This is a genomic window from Saccharopolyspora elongata, assembly GCF_004348985.1.
Lineage (GTDB): Bacteria > Actinomycetota > Actinomycetes > Mycobacteriales > Pseudonocardiaceae > Saccharopolyspora > Saccharopolyspora elongata.
In genome coordinates, this window is the sequence record NZ_SMKW01000028.1 from 97,578 (window position 1) to 117,115 (window position 19,538).

General features: G+C 71.5%; 1 protein-coding gene. It reads left to right on the plus strand.

The window, feature by feature from the left end; all coding sequences use genetic code 11:
• Window positions 1-5: 5 nt before the first annotated feature.
• The coding region (locus E1288_RS48885) for a type I polyketide synthase (RefSeq protein ID WP_235883714.1) at window positions 6-19,538 on the plus strand (19,533 nt) is incomplete at its 3' end.

Below are 19,538 nucleotides of genomic sequence, written 5' to 3' on the forward strand. Positions count from 1 at the left end.
CCGAAATGGAAACCTCACGGGACAAGCTCGTCGAAGCGCTGCGGCTGTCGCTCAAGGAGAACGAGTCGCTGCGCCAACGGCACCAGCAGTTCACCGCGGCGGCCAAGGAACCGGTGGCGATCGTCGGCATGGCGTGCCGGCTGCCGGGCGGCGTCCGCTCACCGGAGCAGCTCTGGCGGCTGGTGAGCTCCGGCGCGGACGCGATCTCCGGCTTCCCGGTCAACCGCGGTTGGGACCTGGACGCGCTGTTCGACCCCGATCCCGATGCCGCCGGGAAGTCCTACGCCCGCCACGGCGGTTTCCTGCACGAGGCCGACGAGTTCGACGCCGCGTTCTTCGGCATCAGCCCCCGCGAGGCGGTCGCGATCGACCCGCAGCAGCGGCTGCTGCTGGAGACGTCGTGGGAGGCATTGGAGCACGCCGGGATCGCGCCGGCGGCGCTGCAAGGTAGCCGGACCGGCGTGTTCGCGGGCGTGAACTACCAGGATTACGGCGGTCGCCTCGCGCTGTGCATCCCGGAGGAGTTCGAGGGGTACCTCGGCCACGGCAGCGCGGGCAGCATCGCGTCCGGCCGCGTGTCCTACACCCTCGGGCTGGAAGGCCCTGCGGTCACCGTGGACACCGCGTGCTCGTCGTCGCTGGTGGCGATGCACCTGGCGTGCCAGTCGCTGCGGTCGGGCGAATCGACCCTCGCGCTGGCGGGCGGCGTCACGATCATGGCGACGCCGACCCCGTTCATCGAGTTCAGCCGCCAGCGCGGGCTGGCTCGGGATGGGCGCTGCAAGGCGTTCTCCGCCGACGCCGACGGAACGAGCTGGGCCGAAGGCGTCGGTATCGTCGTGCTGGAGCGGCTGTCCGAGGCCGTGCGCAACGGCCACCGCGTTCTGGCCGTGATCCGCGGCAGCGCGGTCAACCAGGACGGCGCCAGCAACGGACTGACCGCGCCCAATGGGCCGTCGCAGGAACGTGTGATCCTGCAAGCGCTGGCCAACGCCGGACTCACCCCGGCCGATGTCGACGCGGTGGAAGCCCATGGCACCGGGACGTCGTTGGGCGATCCCATCGAGGCGCAGGCGCTGCTGGCGACCTACGGTCAGCACCACAGTTCCGAGCGGCCGGTGTGGCTGGCTTCGCTGAAGTCCAACATCGGCCACACCCAGGCCGCGTCCGGGGTGGCGGGCGTCATCAAGATGGTGCAGGCCCTCCAGCACGGCCGGCTGCCTTCCACCCTGCACGCCGAGGAGCCCTCTCCCCACGTCGACTGGAGCAGCGGCAGCCTCGCACTGCTTACCGAGCCGCAGGCGTGGCCCGAGGCCGAGCGCCCGCGCCGCGCCGCCGTCTCCTCCTTCGGCGTTTCGGGCACCAACGCCCACCTCATCATCGAACAGGCACCACGAGGAGAGTCCACACAGGACACCGAGATCGCCGGAGGGAACGCAGACGGCCCGGTACCGTGGGTGATCTCCGCGAAGACACCGGAAGCTCTTGCATCGCAAGCAGAACGCCTGCTTTCCGACCTCAGTGAACGGGATGGGTGGACGCCTGTCGAGGTGGCGCGATCGCTGGCCACCACCCGCACCCACTTCCCGCACCGAGCCGCGATCGTCGGTGATCGCCGGGAACTGCTGTCCGGTCTCGACGATCTGGCCCGGGGGCAGGACGGGATCATCCGCGGTCTGGCAAGCAGCCGCCGCAGCCGCGTGGCCATGCTTCTTTCCGGGCAGGGCAGCCAACGGCCCGGCATGGGACGCGGCCTGTACGAGGCGTACCCGGTATTTGCGGCGTCCTGGGACGAAGCCTGCGCACACCTGGACCCGCTACTGGGACTGGACCGGCCGCTCACCGACATCGTGTTCCGCGGCCAGGACGACGAGGTTCAGCAGACACTCGTCGCACAACCTGCACTGTTCGCACTTCAGGTCGCGTTGTTCCGACTGCTCGAACACCACGGGATCAGGCCCGACTACCTCATCGGCCACTCCGTCGGCGAACTCACCGCCGCCCACCTCGCCGGTGTGCTCACCCTGGCAGACGCGGCCATCCTGTTGGCCACCCGCGCCCGCCTGATGCAAAGCCTTCCCGCACACGGGGTCATGGCCGGCATCCAAGCCGGCGAACGCGAGCTCATCGACGCTCACCCCGAGCTCTTGGACCCGCAGAGCGGTGTTTCCATCGCGGCGATCAACAGCCCTCAGTCCACAGTGGTCTCGGGCGACGCCGACCCGGTGCGAGCCATCACCGAACACTGGCGGAACCAGGGCCGCACCACGCGAGAGCTGCACACCAGCCGGGCTTTCCACTCACCTCACTGCGAGCAGATCCTCGACGAGCTGGCACGGGCCGCCGACCAGCTGACCTACCACCCGCCGAAGATCCCGATCATCTCGACCGTCACCGGGACCGTCACCGACGAGATCGCGACGGCCGCCTACTGGGCCCGGCAGGTGCGCGAGGCCGTGCGCTTCGCGCCCGCTCTCGCCTGGCTCCACCAGAACCACGGCGTCACCCACCACCTGGAGCTCGGGCCCGACACCACCCTGACCTCCCTGGCGGGCACCACCCACGACACGCCGGGCTACGCCACGCTGCATCCCGACTCCGATGACACCACCGCTTATCTCACCGCGCTCGTCAGCGCGCACACCACCGGGCTCAGCCCCGACTGGGCCGCGCTCCTGCCACCGGCCCGGACGCTCGACCTGCCGACCTACGCGTTCCAGCGCCAACGCTTCTGGCTCAACCCGCCGACCACCGAACGGCCCGAACAACTCGGCATGGCCACCACCGGCCATCCCTTCCTCACCGCACGGATCACCACGCCCCACACCGGCGAAACGATCCTCACCGGGCGGATCTCGCTCGACACCCACCCCTGGCTCGCCGACCACACCGTGCAGAACAACGTCCTGCTCCCCGGGACCGCGTTCCTCGACATGGCGCTCCACGCCGCCGCGCAGGTCGGGTGCCGGCTCGCCGACCTGAGCATCCACGCGCCGCTCGCGCTGCCCGACCACGGGCAGGTCGCGCTGCACATGGCCATCACCGCCGACGGCGACTCCGGCCAGCGGACGTTCACCCTCTACTGCCGCTCGCAGGACGTCTCGGCCGACGAGGTTCATCCCGAGGAGTTCTGGACGCGCCACGCCACCGGCACCCTCGTGCCCGACGACGTCCCGCACGCGGGCGACGCGTTCGCGTCGTGGCCGCCGGAAGGCGCGATTCCCGTTGACACCGCGGACCTCTACGACCGGCTGACCGACCTCGGCTTCGACTACGGCCCGGCCTTCCGGGGGCTCCACGCCGCCTGGGAACGCGATGGCGAGGTCTTCGCCGAGATCGAGCTCTCCGAGCAGCACGACACCCGGGAGTGGGCGGTGCACCCGGCGCTGTTCGACGGGGTCCTGCACACCACGTTCCTGCTGGACTGGAGCGGCGACGAAGACCGGATCCGGCTGCCGTTCTCGTGGGCGGACGTCCGGCTGCACGGCCGGTGCCCGTCGCGGCTGCGGGTGCGGACGTCCCGCACCGGCGCCGATGCGGTGCGGATCACGGCCGCGGACGAGTCCGGGCATCCGGTGGTGGAGGTCGAGTCGCTGACACTGCGGCCGCTGGCCGGGGCTCCGCGGCGCGCCGAATCGGGCCGCCTGTTCGAGCTCGACTGGCTACCGATCACCGACGACCGGAAGGCCGATCTCGACTCCGATGTCGTGCTGCTCGACTACCGGAGTGCCGGGGCCGACGCGGACGAAGACATCCCTGCGCTGGCCGGGCGCCTGGCCGACGAGCTGCTGTTCCGCGTCCAGAACTGGCTGCGCGAGGGCGAAACGGCCGGTGAGTTGCTGGTGGTGCTCACCGATCGTGCGGTCGCCGTCAGCGCCGAGGAGGCCCCGGATCTGGCGACCGCGCCGCTGTGGGGGCTGCTGCGGTCCGCACAGTCCGAGCACCCGGGCCGGATCCTGCTGGTCGACGTCGATTCCGGCGCCGACGCCGGCACCGTCGAGCGGTTGATCGCCACGGCCGTGAGCCACGACGAGCCGCAGCTCGCCGCGCGAGACGACGCGGTGTTCGTGTCGCGGTTGACGGCCGCGGCGCCGGCGACCGGAACGGTGGAGCTCTCCGGCGGGACCGTGCTCATCACCGGCGGCACCGGCGCCCTCGGCGGCGCACTGGCACGCCACCTCGCCGCACAGCACCCCGACTGCCACCTCCTCCTGGCCAGCCGCCAAGGCCCGGCCGCCCCCAACGCCCAAGCACTTCAGGACGAACTCGGTGCAGCGGTCACCATCACCGCCTGCGACGTCACCGACCCGCAGCAGCTCTCCGCACTGATCGGCGACATCCCCGCCGAACGACCGCTGACCGGCGTCGTCCACACCGCCGGAGTTCTCGACGACAGCCCCGTCCACGCGCTCACACCTGAACAGCTCGCCGCCGTTCTCAAATCCAAAGTGGACTCTGCCTGGCATCTCCACCTCGCCACGCAGCACCGCGATCTGGCGTTCTTCGTCCTCTACTCGTCCATCGCGGGGATCTTCGGCAACCCCGGCCAGGCCAACTACGCCGCCGCCAACACCTTCCTCGACGCGCTGGCCCAACACCGCCATGCCAACGGCCAACCCGCGCATTCCCTCGCCTGGGGCCCCTGGAACACCAGCGACGGCATGACGAGCGGCCTGGACCGGGGCGATGTGGAACGCCTCACCCGCGCCGGGGTCATGCCGCTGGCGGAGGCCGACGGTCTCGCGCTGTTCGACGGCGCACTTCGTTCTGCGCGGCCGAATCCCGTGCCCCTGGACCTGGACCGGGCGGCGCTCAGGCGCTACTCGCGCTCGGCTTCCCTCCCGCCGCTGTTCAGCGAGCTGGTTTCCCGGCGCACCGCCGGCCAATCCGGAGCACTCACCCAGCAGCTCGCGGCCCTGCCCGACCGGCAGCGGCACAAGGCCCTGCTGGATCTGGTCCGGACCCAGGCGGCGACGGTGCTGGGCCATGCCGGTGCGACCGCGATTCCCGCCGACGGCCCGTTCCTGGACCTCGGGTTCGACTCCCTCACGTCGGTCGAACTGCGCAACCGGCTCGCCACCGCCTCCGGCCTGCAACTCCCCACCACCCTCGCCTTCGACCACCCCACCCCGGAAGCACTCGCCACCTACCTCGACCGCCAGCTCCTCCCCCGGACTCAGCAGGCCGCCGCCGCGCCCGCCCGCACCGCCGCCACCGACGAGCCCATCGCGATCGTCGGCATGGCGTGCCGCCTGCCCGGCGGCGTGCACTCGCCGGACGAGCTGTGGCAGCTGGTCGCCTCCGGCACCGATGCCATCACCGGCTTCCCCACCAACCGCGGCTGGAACCTCGCCACCCTCTTCGACCCCGACCCGGACAACCCCGGCACCAGCTACACCCGCCACGGCGGATTCCTCCACGAGGCCGACCAGTTCGACCCCGCGCCCTTCAACATCAGCCCCCGCGAGGCGGCCGCGATCGACCCGCAGCAGCGCCTGCTGCTCGAAACGTCGTGGGAAGCGCTGGAACACGCGGGCATCGACCCCCGGGCCCTCCGCACCACCAGCACCGGCGTGTTCACCGGGATCATGTACCAGGACTACGGGGCCCGGCTGGTTCACCACATCCCGCCGGAGTTCGAGGGTTACGTGGGCAACGGCAGCGCGGGCAGCATCGCCTCCGGCCGCATCGCCTACACCTTCGGGCTGCAGGGCCCCGCCATCACCGTCGACACCGCCTGCTCGTCGTCGCTCGTCACGATCCACCTGGCCTGCCAGTCCCTCCGCGCCGGCGAATCGACGCTCGCCCTGGCCGGCGGCGCCACGGTCATGTCCACGCCCACGGTGTTCGTGGAGTTCAGCCGCCAGCGCGGGCTCGCGCAGGACGGCCGCTGCAAGTCCTTCTCCGCAGCTGCGGACGGGACGAGCTGGGCCGAAGGCGCAGGCGTCGTGGTGCTGGAACGGCTCTCCGACGCCCGGCGAAACGGCCACCGCGTGCTGGCACTGGTGCGCGGCAGCGCGGTGAACCAGGACGGCGCGAGCAACGGGCTCACCGCACCCAACGGGCCCTCGCAGGAACGCGTGATCCTGCAGGCGCTGGCCAATGCGGGGCTCCGCCCGGCCGACGTCGACGTGGTCGAAGCGCACGGCACCGGGACGTCGTTGGGCGACCCCGTCGAGGCCCAAGCCGTGCTGGCGACCTACGGACAGCACCACACCGCCGAGAAGCCCTTGTGGCTGGGGTCGCTGAAGTCCAACATCGGCCACAGTCAGGCCGCCGCGGGCGTCGCGGGCGTCATCAAGATGATCCAGGCGCTGCACCACGAAGAACTGCCCGCCACGCTGCACGCCGACGAACCGTCACCACACGTCGACTGGAGCAGCGGCAGCGTCGCGCTGCTCACCGAAGCGCGGCCGTGGCCCGAAGGCGACCAGCCTCGCCGCGCCGCCGTGTCCTCCTTCGGCGTCTCCGGCACCAATGCCCACCTCATCATCGAGCAGGCGCCGGCAGAAGAGTCCACAAAGGATGAATCCTCGCTTGCTGTTCCGTGGATCGTCTCCGCCCAGAGCCCCGAAGCGCTCCAGGGACAGGCGGCGCGGCTGCTCGCCCGGCTCCGGGAGGACGCCGACTGGGCACCGCAGGCGGTCGGCTCGTCGTTGAGCTCGCGGGCGAGCTTCGACTGCCGGGCCGCGGTCCTGGGTGGCGACCGCGAGGAACTGCTGACCGGGCTGGAGTCCATCGCCCGCGCCGGGGAAAACCCCGGCGTGGTGCGCGGTATCGCGGTGGGCGATCCGAGCGCCGCGATGTTGTTGTCGGGTCAGGGAAGCCAGCGGCCTGGCATGGGCCGCGGGCTGCACGAGGCGTTCCCGGTGTTCGCGCAGGCCTGGGACGAGGCGTGTGCGCACCTGGACCCGCTGCTGGGGCTGGACCGGCCGCTGTCGGAGATCGTGTTCCACGGCCGGGACGAAGAGGTCGAGCAGACGCTCGTCGCTCAGCCCGCGCTGTTCGTGCTGCAGGTGGCGCTGTTCCGGTTGCTGGAACACCACGGCATCACCCCGGACCACCTCATCGGCCACTCCGTCGGCGAGCTCACCGCCGCCCACCTGGCCGGGGTGTTCTCCCTGCCGGACGCGGCGGCGCTGCTGGCCGGGCGGGCCCGGCTGATGCACGCCCTGCCCGACACCGGTGTGATGGCCGGGATCCAGGCCGGGGAGGACGAGCTCACCGAGGCGCACCCCGAGCTCCTCGACCCGAGCAGCGGCGTCGGCATCGCCGCGATCAACGCGCCCCGGTCCACCGTCATCTCCGGCGACCACGGCCCGGTGCGGGCCATCGCCGACATCTGGCGGGGCCGGGGCCGCACGGTCCGGGAACTGCACACCAGCCGGGCGTTCCACTCCGCGCACTGCGATCCGCTCGTCGACGAGCTGGCGCGGATCGCCGAGCATGTGACCTACCACCCGCCGACGATCCCGATCGTCTCGACCGTCACCGGGACCCCCACCGACGACATCGCCACCCCGGAGTACTGGGCCCGCCAGATCCGCCGGCCGGTCCGCTTCCACCCGGCGCTCACCTGGCTGCACGAGAACCACGCCGTCACGCACCACCTGGAGCTGGGCCCCGACGCCACCCTCACCACTCTCGTCAGGTCCGCCCTCGACACGCCCGCACACCCCACCCTGCAGGCCGGCACCGACGACACCACCGCGTACCTCGATGCCCTCGCCCGCGCCCACACCACCGGCCTGTCGCCCCGCTGGGCGGCGCTGCTGCCGCAAGGCCGGCTTCTCGACCTGCCCACCTACGCCTTCCAGCGCCAGCGCTTCTGGCTTGAAGCGCCGCCCGGTGGCGCGGCGGAGCACCTGGGCATGACCGCCGCCGCGCACCCGCTGCTCCCGGCCCGGGTCGAGTCGCCGGACACCGACGAGATCGTCTTCACCGGGCGGATCTCGCTCGACACCCACCCCTGGCTCGCCGACCACGCCGTGCAGGGCACTGTGCTGCTGCCCGGCACTGCCTTCCTCGACATGGCCGTCCACGCCGCTGCGGAACTGGACCAGGAGCTCGAAGACCTCACCGTCCACACTGCACTCCCGCTCCCCCGGCACGACCACATCACGCTGCGCCTGACCGTCAAACCGGACGGCGACACCGGCCGTTCCGCGCTGAACGTGTTCTCGCGCCGCGACTACGGGCCGTGGACCAGCCACGCCGCCGGAACCCTCGGTGTGATCGATCCGGCGCCGGAACCGGACCTCACCAGCTGGCCGCCGGCGGAGGCGGAGCCGATCGACGTCGGCGACCTCTACGACCGCCTCGCCGAGCTCGGCTTCGACTACGGCCCCTCCTTCCAGGGTCTCCACGCCGCCTGGCGGCTCGGCGACGACCTCTACTCCGAGGTCGCGCTTCCGGAGGACCAAGGCACGGGCACGTGGGGCATCCACCCGGCGCTGCTGGACGCGGCCCTGCACACCGCGTTCCTCGCCGAGGACGGCGAAGGCGCGCTGCCCTTCTCCTGGAGCGGCGTCCGCGTCCACCACGGCAGCGCCTCGCGGCTGCGCGTGCACCTGCGCCGCACCGGTCCCGAAAGCCTGAGCGTCGACCTCGCCGACGAAACCGGGCAGCCCGTCGCCGCGATCGAATCCCTGGTCCTGCGGCAGCTGACGATGCCGGTCGATCCAGACCGGCAGGGCAGCCTGTTCCAGCTCGCCTGGTCCCCGCGCACGTGGAACTCCACCGCCGCGAGCCAGCGGTGCGCGTTCCACCGACCGGGCGACGAGTTGGCTCTGGATTCCGAGGTCGTGGTCCTGGACTTCCGGTCAACGGACGACGACCTGGCTTGCGCTGCAACGAGATTGACGCACGAGGCGCTCGCGCAAGTGCAGTCTTGGCTCGCCCGGGAGTCGTCCGCCCACCTCGCGCTGCTCACCGAGGGCGCGGCGGCGGTGCGCCCGGGCGACGTCCCCGATCCGGCCGCGGCGGCCGTGTGGGGCCTCTTGCGGCCGGCGCAGAACGAACACCCCGGCCGCATCGTCCTTCTCGACGTGGATGCCGCGACGGAGAACGAGGCCGTCGAGCAGGCGATCTCCGACGCGCTGCACCACGACGAGCCGCAGATCGCGGTCCGCGACGGTGCGATGTTCGTACCGCGCTTGCGGCCCGCGCCGGAGCCCGGCGAGGCGGCCGCACCGGACCCGAACGGCACGATCCTCATCACCGGCGGCACCGGCGCCCTCGGCAGCGCCCTGGCCAGGCACCTGGCCGCCCGGCACACCGGACGCCTGCTGCTCGTCAGCAGGCAGGGCCCCGCCGCCCCTGGAGCCGAGGCGCTCGGCCACGAGCTGGGCGCGTCGGCCGACATCGTGGCCTGCGATGTCACCGACCCCGAGGCCCTGCAGCGGCTCCTGGACGGCATTCCCGACGACGAGCCGCTGACCGGCGTCATCCACACGGCGGGCGTGCTCGACGACGCGCCCGTCCACGCCCTGCGCGAGGAGCAGTTGACCGCGGTGCTGCGGCCCAAGGTGGACGCAGCGTGGAACCTGCACCGGGCCACGCTCGGCCACGACCTCGCTCTCTTCGTGCTGTTCTCCTCCGCTGGCGCTGTGCTCGGGAACCCAGGGCAGGCGAACTACGCCGCCGCGAACACCTTCCTCGACGCACTCGCCGAATACCGGTGGGCCCACGGCCTGCCGGCGCAGTCCCTCGCGTGGGGCGCGTGGGCCTCGCCGGAGGGCATGGCGGGGCAGCTCGACCGGACCGCAGCGGAACGCGCGGGCCTGCGGGCGTTCGACCTCGATGAGGGGCTTCGCCTGTTCGACGACGCGTGCCGCACGCCGCTGCCCTACCTCGTGCCGCTCGGGCTGGACATGACGAGCCTGCGGGCCCACGCCCGAACTCAAGGCGTTCCGCCGCTGTTGCAGGAGCTGGTCCCGCAGCGGCGCCGGAAGCCGGAAGCGCCCATCCACCGGCTGGCGAACCTGCCGGAGCAGGAGCGGGCGCGCGCGGTGCTGGATCTCGTGCGCGGCCAGGCCGCCGCCGTGCTCGGCCACGGCGGGAGCCAGGACATCCCGGGCGACAAGCAGTTCCTGGAGCTGGGCTTCGACTCGCTCACCGCCGTCGAGCTGCGCAGCCGCCTCATGGCCGCGACCGGGCTGAGCCTGCCGACCACCGCCGTCTTCGACCACCCGACTCCCGCCCGGCTGGCCGAGCACATCCGGGGCGTCCTGACGAACGCGGGCACCCGGCGCACCGTCGTCGCGTCCCGGGGCTCCGACACGGAACCGGTGGCGATCGTCGGCATGGCGTGCCGGCTCCCCGGGAAGGTGAACTCGCCGGACGAGCTGTGGGAGCTGGTGAGCTCCGGCACCGACGCCGTCACCGGGTTCCCCGCCGACCGCGGCTGGAACCTGGACGACCTCTTCGACCCGGACCCGGGCGCGGTCGGCAAGTCCTACGCCCGGCACGGCGGGTTCCTGGACGCCCCGGCGGCTTTCGACGCCGCGTTCTTCGGGATCAGCCCGCGCGAAGCGCTGGCGATGGACCCGCAGCAGCGGCTGCTGCTGGAGACCACCTGGGAAGCGCTCGAACGCGCCGGGATCGACCCCGAGGCGCTGCGCGGCACCAGCGCCGGGGTGTTCCTGGGCATGATGTACCAGGACTACGCCACCCGACTGGCCGGTCGTTCGCTCGGGGAGCTGGAAGGGTTCCTCGGCAACGGCAGCGCGGGCAGCGTCGCCTCCGGCCGCGTGTCCTACACCTTCGGCTTGGAGGGCCCGGCGGTCACAGTGGACACCGCCTGCTCGTCCTCGCTGGTCGCCATGCACCTCGCCTGCCAGTCACTGCGATCCGGCGAATCGACGCTCGCCCTGGCAGGCGGAGTCACCGTCATGGCATCACCCGGGATCTTCATCGAATTCAGCCGCCAACGAGGCCTGGCAAAAGACGGCCGCTGCAAAGCGTTCTCCGCCAACGCCGACGGCACCGGATGGGCCGAAGGCGCCGGCGTCATCGTGCTGGAACGCCTGTCGGACGCCAAGCGCAACGGGCATCACGTCCTGGCAGTGATCCGCGGCAGCGCGGTCAACCAGGACGGCGCCAGCAACGGCCTCACCGCACCCAACGGGCCATCGCAAGTGCGTGTCATCCACCAGGCACTCGCGAACGCGGGGCTCACCCCATCCGACATCGACGTGGTCGAGGCTCACGGCACCGGGACCTCGCTGGGCGACCCCATCGAAGCCCAGGCACTCCTCGCCACCTACGGGGAGCACCACACCACCGAACGCCCGTTGTGGTTGGGCTCGCTGAAGTCCAACATCGGCCACACCCAAGCCGCCGCAGGCGTCGCAGGCGTCATCAAGATGGTCCAGGCCCTCCAGCACCGCGAACTGCCCGCGACTTTGCACGCCGACGAACCCTCGCCGCACATCGACTGGAGCAGCGGCACACTCGCACTGCTCACCGAACCCCAGCCCTGGCCGGAAACCGACCGGCCACGCCGCGCCGCCGTCTCCGCCTTCGGCGTCTCCGGCACCAACGCACACCTCATCCTCGAACAGCCCGAATCCACACAGGACAGTCCGGGATCCGGTTCGTCCACGGTGGCGGATCGCGCCGGTGACGACGTCGTTCCGTGGGTGATCTCCGCCCGAAGCACGGAAGCGCTTGCAGCACAAGCAGAACGACTGCACGGCCACTTGTTGATCGATTCCGGCTGGACGCCGTCGAAGGTGGCGTGGTCACTGGCCACCACCCGTGCCGCGCTCGAACACCGAGCCGTGATCCTCGGGCACGACCGTGACGAGCTGCTGGCCGAGCTCCACACCCTGGCCCGCGGCAGCGACTCCCCCCGGATCGTCCGGCGCACCGGGGCCACGACAGCGGACCCGGATCGCGTGGTGCTGGTCTTCCCCGGTCAGGGCGGCCAATGGCCCGGCATGGGCCGCGAACTGCTCGACACCAACCCCGTTTTCACCGGCGCCCTCGACGAGTGCGACCAAGCGCTATCGCGTTACCAGGACTGGTCGGTCGCTGAGCTGCTGCGCAGCGGGGGCGAGCTGGAACGGGTGGATGTCATCCAGCCCGCGTTGTTCGCCGTCATGGTCTCCCTGACCCGGGTTTGGCAGTCCTACGGGGTCCGGCCTGCCGCCGTCGTCGGCCATTCCCAAGGCGAGATCGCCGCCGCGCACATCGCGGGCGCACTCGATCTCGACCAGGCCGCCCGGGTGATCGCGTTGCGGTCGCAGCTGATCCACGCGCACCTCGCCGGACACGGCAGCATGCTCTCCACTGCACTGTCTGTCGACGGCCTCGAGCCGTACCTCGACTCGGAGCGGGTCTCGGTCGCCGCGATCAACAGCCCGACCGCGACCGTGCTCTCCGGCGACACCGACGCCATCCGCCGCCTCCACCAGGTGCTGATCGAACAGGGCATTCGAGCGCGGCTGCTACCGGTGGACTACGCCTCCCACAGCCACCACGTCCGCACCCTGCAACAGCAACTGCTGGAAAAGCTGGCCGGACTCACTCCGCAGCCCAGCGAAATCCCGTTCCACTCCACCGTCACCGGCGATGCCTTGGATACCACCAGGCTTGACGCCGAGTACTGGTACACCAACCTCGCCACCACCGTGAACTTCCACGCCACGATCACCCGGCTGAACGCCGCCGGGCACCGTGTCTACCTCGAACCGAGCCCGCACCCCACGCTCACCCACCACATCGACCACCCCGACGCGATCACCGCGAACACCCTGCAGCGCGACCGGTCCGACACCGACACCCTGTTGGCCAACGCCGCCCGCCTCTGGACCCACGGCACGCCGATCGCCTGGGCCGAGGTCCTGCCCGCCGAGCGGCACATCGCGCTGCCCACGTATCCCTTCCAGCGCGAGGACTTCTGGCTGACCGTGCCCAGCGCCGCGGGCGAACCGGCGCAGCTGGGGCTGACCGGCACGGGCCACGCGCTGCTCGCCGCGCGGACGGAGGTGCCGGACACCGGTGAGACTGTGTTCACCGGGAGCGTCTCGCTCGACGCTCACCCGTGGCTGGCCGATCACGCGGTGAATGGGACGGTCCTGCTCCCCGGCACGGCGTTCCTCGACATGGCGCTGCATGCCGCCGCGCAGCTCGGATACGAAGGCGTCGAAGAGCTCACCCTCCACGCTCCGCTCGTGATGCCCGTGGACGGCCGGCTCACCGTGCACCTGACCATCGCGTCCGGCGAGCCCGCCTTGAGCCTGCATTCGAGGGACGAGAGCGACGGTTCCTGGACACGCCACGCCACAGGCGTGCTTCTCGAAGACGCGCTCGACGAAGAAGAAGCCATGTTCACCGCGTGGCCGCCGCCGGGCGCGACACCGATCGACATCGGCGACCTCTACGACGCGGTGTCCGAGCACGGCTTCGACTACGGCCCGGCGTTCCAAGGGCTCCACACCGCCTGGCAGCTCGGCGATAGCGTCTATGCCGAGATCGGGGCCGACGCCCTCCGAAGCGCGGACGGGTGGGCGGTCCACCCGGCCCTGCTCGACGCCGCCCTCCACACCGCGTTCGTCGGCCAGGCCGAGGACGCCGAGCCCCGAGTGCCCTACTCCTGGTCCGGTGTGCGCCTGCACCAGCATGGCGCGGCACCGGCGCGTGTCCGCATGACCCGCACCGGCGCCGACACCATCCGGATCAGCACCGCGGACGACACCGGCCGCCTGGTGGCGACCGTCGAGTCGTTGACGCTGCGCCCACTGCCCGCCGTGCGGACCGAAGCACGGGGCGGCCTGTTCCAGGTCACCTGGGCGCCCGTGGCCGAAACGGCCGACGACGCCGAACTCCCGGAGCTCGTCCTGCTCGACCACCGGGATCCCGGCGACGGCGAAGCCCCGCCGGAGCTGGTGGAGCGGCTGACCCTGCAGGTCCTCGAAGCGGTGCAGGACTTCCTGAGCCGCGCCGAGACCACTGCGACTCGACTGGTGCTGCTCACCCGCGGCGCGGTCGCGGTCGACGCGTCCGAAGCTCCGGATCCGGCGACCGCCGCGTTGTGGGGGCTGCTGCGCTCAGCGCAGACCGAGCACCCGGACCGATTCCTGCTCGTCGACACCGATCGGCTCGGTAACGACGACGCAGTGCACCGGGCGATCGCAACCGCGTTGCGGCACGACGAACCGCAGATCGCCTTGCGCGGCAACGCAATTGTCGCTCCTCGCTTGACGTCCATCGATCCGCAGGACGACGTCTCCCTGCCCGATGACGGCACCATTCTGATCACGGGTGGCACCGGCGGTCTCGGCAGCGCCCTCGCCCGCCACCTCGCCGCACGGCACACCGGGCACCTGCTCCTGGCGAGCCGGCAGGGCCCGGCCGCGCCGGGAGCGGCCGAGCTCCACGACGAGCTGCAGGCCCTGGGAGCAAGCGTCAGCATCGCGGCCTGCGACTTCACCGACGCCGATGCCGTGCGGGAGCTCCTCGGCAACGTCCCGGCCGAGCATCCCCTCACCGGCGTCATCCACACCGCCGGTGTCCTCGACGACGCGCCGGTGCACGCCCTGCGCCCGGAGCAGCTGACCGCCGTCCTGGCCCCGAAGGTCACCGCCGCGTGGCACCTGCACCAGGCCACTCACGACCACGACCTGGCGATGTTCGTGCTGTTCTCGTCCGCGGCCGGGGTCTTCGGCGCGCCGGGCCAGGCCAACTACGCGGCGGCCAACTCCTTCCTCGACGCCCTCGCCCAGTACCGGGTCGCCCACGGCGCTCCGGCCCGCTCCCTGGCGTGGGGCACGTGGAACACCAGCCACAGCATGACCGAGCACCTGGCCGCCGCCGACCGGGATCGCCTGGCCCGCTCGGGTGTCCTCCCGCTCGAACCCGACGAAGGCATGCGGCTGTTCGACGCGGCCTGCGGCACGGCACTGCCTGTTTTGGTGCCGCTGCGGCTGGACACCGGGGCGCTGCGCGCCCTTGCGCGGTCGTCGACCCTTTCCCCGCTGCTGGGCGATCTGGTTCCGCACCGGCGTCGGGGCACCAACTCCCGCTCCCTCGCGGGACGACTGGCCGGAATGTCCGAAAAGGACGGCGTACGCGTCCTCGTGACCCTGGTGCGCGACAACGTCGCGACCGTGCTCGGTCACGGCAGCCCGGACGGGATTCCCGCCGACCGCGCCTTCGCCGAGCTCGGCTTCGACTCGCTCACCGCGGTGGAGCTGCGCAACCGGCTCGGGGCGGCCACCGGCCTGCGGCTGCCCACCACCCTCGTCTTCGACCACCCCACGCCCGGCGCGCTCGCCGCGTTCCTGCACGGCGAGCTGCTCACCCGCCGTTCCCGCGCGGTGGTCACGCGCGCGGCCGCCGACGAACCGATCGCCGTGGTCGGCATGGCCTGCCGCCTGCCGGGCGGCGTGGATTCGCCGGAACGGCTGTGGGATCTGGTGGCCTCGGGCACCGATGCGATCTCCGGTTTCCCCACCGGCCGCGGCTGGGACCTGGACGCGATCTTCGACCCGGACCCGGATGCGTCGGGGAAGTCGTACGTCCGGCACGGCGGGTTCCTGCACGACGCCGACCAGTTCGACCCGGCGTTCTTCGGGATCAGCCCGCGCGAAGCGCTGGCCATGGACCCGCAGCAGCGACTCCTGCTGGAGACCACCTGGGAGGCGTTGGAGCGAGCGGGCATCGACCCGACCGGGCTGCGCACCAGTGCCACCGGTGTCTTCACCGGGCTGATGTACCAGGACTACGGGATCCGGTTCGCCGGGCAGGCGCCGCCGGAGGCGGAGGGATACCTCGGCAACGCGGGCAGTGTCGCGTCCGGCCGGATCTCCTACCTGCTGGGCCTGGAGGGACCGGCGGTGACCGTCGACACCGCCTGCTCGTCGTCGCTGGTCGCGATGCACCTGGCGTGCCAATCGCTGCGATCGGGCGAATCCGCGCTCGCGCTGGCCGGCGGGGCCACGATCATGGCGACGCCCGGGATGTTCATCGAGTTCAGCCGCCAGCGCGGGCTCGCACAGGACGGGCGCTGCAAGGCGTTCTCCGCGGACGCCGACGGCACCGGCTGGGCCGAAGGCGCGGGCGTGGTGGTGCTGGAACGCCTCTCCGATGCCGAGCGCAACGGCCACCAGGTCCTGGCCGTGATCCGCGGTAGTGCGGTCAACCAGGACGGCACCAGCAACGGGCTCAGTGCGCCGAACGGCCCGTCGCAGGAACGCGTGATCCTGCAGGCGCTGGCCAACGCCGGGCTCACGGCCGCCGACGTCGACGCCGTCGAGGCCCACGGGACCGGCACGTCGCTGGGCGATCCCATCGAGGCCCAGGCGCTGCTGGCGACCTACGGTCAGCACCACAGCACCGAACGGCCGTTGTGGTTGGGCTCGCTGAAGTCCAACATCGGCCACACCCAAGCAGCGGCCGGCGTCGCGGGCGTCATCAAGATGATCCAGGCCCTCCACCACGACGAACTGCCCGTCACGCTGCACGCCGGCGAACCATCGCCGCACATCGACTGGACCAGCGGCACCCTCGCGCTGCTCACCGAGCCGCAGCCGTGGCCGGAAAGCGACCGGCCGCGTCGCGCCGCCGTGTCCTCCTTCGGCGTTTCCGGCACCAACGCGCACCTCATCCTCGAACAACCGGCGATCGGGTCCACAACGGACAAATCTGGCGAGGCCGTGTTCGTGGACACCACCGAGGGGCTCGGCGATGTGCTGGTGCCGTGGGTGATTTCCGCCAAGACACCCGACGCCCTGGGCGACCAGGCTGCGCGCCTGCACGCCTACCTCCGCGATCAGGAGGACTGGGATCCATCGGATGTGGCGTGGTCGCTGGCCACCACCCGGGCCGCGTTCGAATACCGCGCCGTGGTGCTCGGCGGCAGCGCCGACGAGTTCCTGACCCGGCTGCACGCGTTCGCCGGTGGCGAAGGGTCGCCACGCCTGGTGCGCAACGCGGGCCCCGTGGCCGCCGATGCCGACCGCGTGGTGCTGGTCTTCCCCGGCCAGGGCGGCCAATGGTCCGGTATGGGCCGCGAGCTGCTCGACATCAGCCCGGTGTTCGCCGCTGCCATGGCCGAATGCGATCAGGCGCTGTCGAGGTACCAGGACTGGTCGGTCACCGACCTGCTCCGCAACGGAGCGTCCCTGGAACGCGTGGACATCGTCCAACCGACGCTGTTCGCCGTCATGGTCTCCCTGGCCCGGCTGTGGCAGGGGCTCGGAGTTCGGCCGGCGGCCGTCGTCGGCCACTCCCAGGGAGAAATCGCCGCAGCACACATCGCAGGCGCCCTCGACCTCGACCAAGCCGCACGCATCGTCGCCCTGCGATCCCAACTCATCCACACGCATCTGGCCGGACACGGCAGCATGCTCTCCGCTCCGTTGTCCCTCTCCGACCTCAAGCCCTACCTCGACGAGCAGGTCTCGGTGGCCGCGATCAACAGCCCCACCGCCACCGTGCTCTCCGGCGACACCGACGCCATCCACCACCTCCACGCCACGCTGACCAACGAGGGGGTCCGTTCGCGGCTGCTGCCCGTGGACTACGCCTCCCACAGCCACCACGTCCAGAACCTCCGGCAGCCGCTCCTGGAGCAACTCGCCGGACTCACCCCGCGAGCCGCCGAAATCCCGTTCCACTCCACCGTCACCGGCGATGTGCTGGACACCACCGGGCTCGGTGCCGAGTACTGGTACACCAACCTCGCCACCACGGTGAACTTCCACGACACCATCAACCGGCTCCACACCACCGGGCACCGGGTCTTCCTGGAGGCCAGTCCGCAGCCCACGCTCACGCACCACATCGACACCACTGCCGCCGATGTCGTCACCGCGACCAGCCTCCACCGCGATCACCCCAGCACGGACACGGTCCTGACCAACGCCGCTCACCTGTGGGCGCACGGCACACCCATCGTCTGGGAAGCGGTCGTGTCCGGCCGCGAACGAGTCGCGCTCCCCACGTATCCCTTCCAGCGCGAGCGCTTCTGGCTCGAACCGGCCGCCGACCACGCGACGGCAGCGGAAGCCCAGGACGACACCGGGTTCTGGGAAACCGTCGAGAGCCGAGACGCAACCGCGCTCGCCGCAGCCCTCGACATCGACGAGGCCACCCCGCTCCGCGACGTGCTGCCCGCGCTCGCCGCCTGGCGAGACCAACAACGGCACGACACCACAGCCCACACCTGGCGCTACGACGTCACCTGGGAAGCTCTTCCAGAGCCGCCCGCCGCGACCCTCACCGGCACCTGGCTCATCATCACGCCGCCCGATGCTGCACAAGTCGTGACCGACGCGATCAACGCACACGGCGCGCAAGCGCATGAACTGGTCCTCGACACCGTCGAGCCGCTCGACCGCGACGCCTTCGCAGAGCTCATTCGCCGTGAACTCGAGGACATCGCTCCACTGGCCGGGATCATCTCGCTCCTCGCCGCCCCCGGCGAAGAATCCACAGAGGACATAACGGCGGAAACCGCCGTTCGCGCAGTCACATCCACCGTGGCCCTCATCCAGGCCCTGGGCGACCTCGACATCTCGGCGCCGCTGTGGTGCCTCACCCGGGGCGCCGTCACCACCGGCCCGCACGACCCGCTCACCCACCCGGCGCACAGCACCGTCTGGGGGCTCGGCCGCGTCACCGCGCTCGAACACCCCCACCGCTGGGGCGGGCTCATCGACCTCCCCCACACCCCCGACCACCGCACCGCCACCCGGCTCGCCGCGCTCCTCCAAGGCCGGGCCCAGGACCAAGCCGCCATCCGGCCCCCCGGCACCCACACCGCACGGCTCGCCCGCACCCCCAAACCCAGCACCGGCACCGCGCCCTGGAAGCCGACCGGCACCACGCTGGTCACCGGCGGCACGGGCGGCATCGGAAGCCAGGTGGCGCGCTGGCTAGCCAGGATGGGCGCCCCGAACATCGTGCTCGCCAGCCGTCGCGGTGAGTACGCGCCCGGCGCGCGCGAACTCCGAGCGGAGCTGGCCGAACTGGGCAGCCGCGTCACGATCGCCGGCTGCGACGTCACTGATCGCGCCGCTGTCGCGGAGCTGCTCGAATCCGTGCCGGAGGAGTTCCCGCTGTCGGCGGTGTTCCACACCGCGGGCACCCTCGACGACGCCACCATCAACACCATCCGGCCCGAGCAGATCGCCCACATCCTCCGCCACCGCATCGACAGCACCGCCCACCTCCACGAGCTGACCCGGCGCCAGGACCCGCTGATCGTCCTGTTCTCCTCCATCGCCGCCACCTTCGGCGCCCCCGGGCAGGGCAACTACTCGCCCGCGCACGCCTACCTCACCGCGTTCGCCGAACACCACCGCCACAACACGATCAGCATCAACTGGGGCCTGTGGGACGACCAGGGCATGGGCGAGATCCACAACACCGGTATCCGCCACGGCATCCAACCCATGGCGCCCGAGACCGCCCTGCACGCCCTGCACACCGCCCTCACCCACCGGCACACCGCGCAGATCATCACCGACGTCAACTGGGACCGGTTCCACGACGCCTACACCGCCACCCGTCCCAGCCCTGTCCTTTAT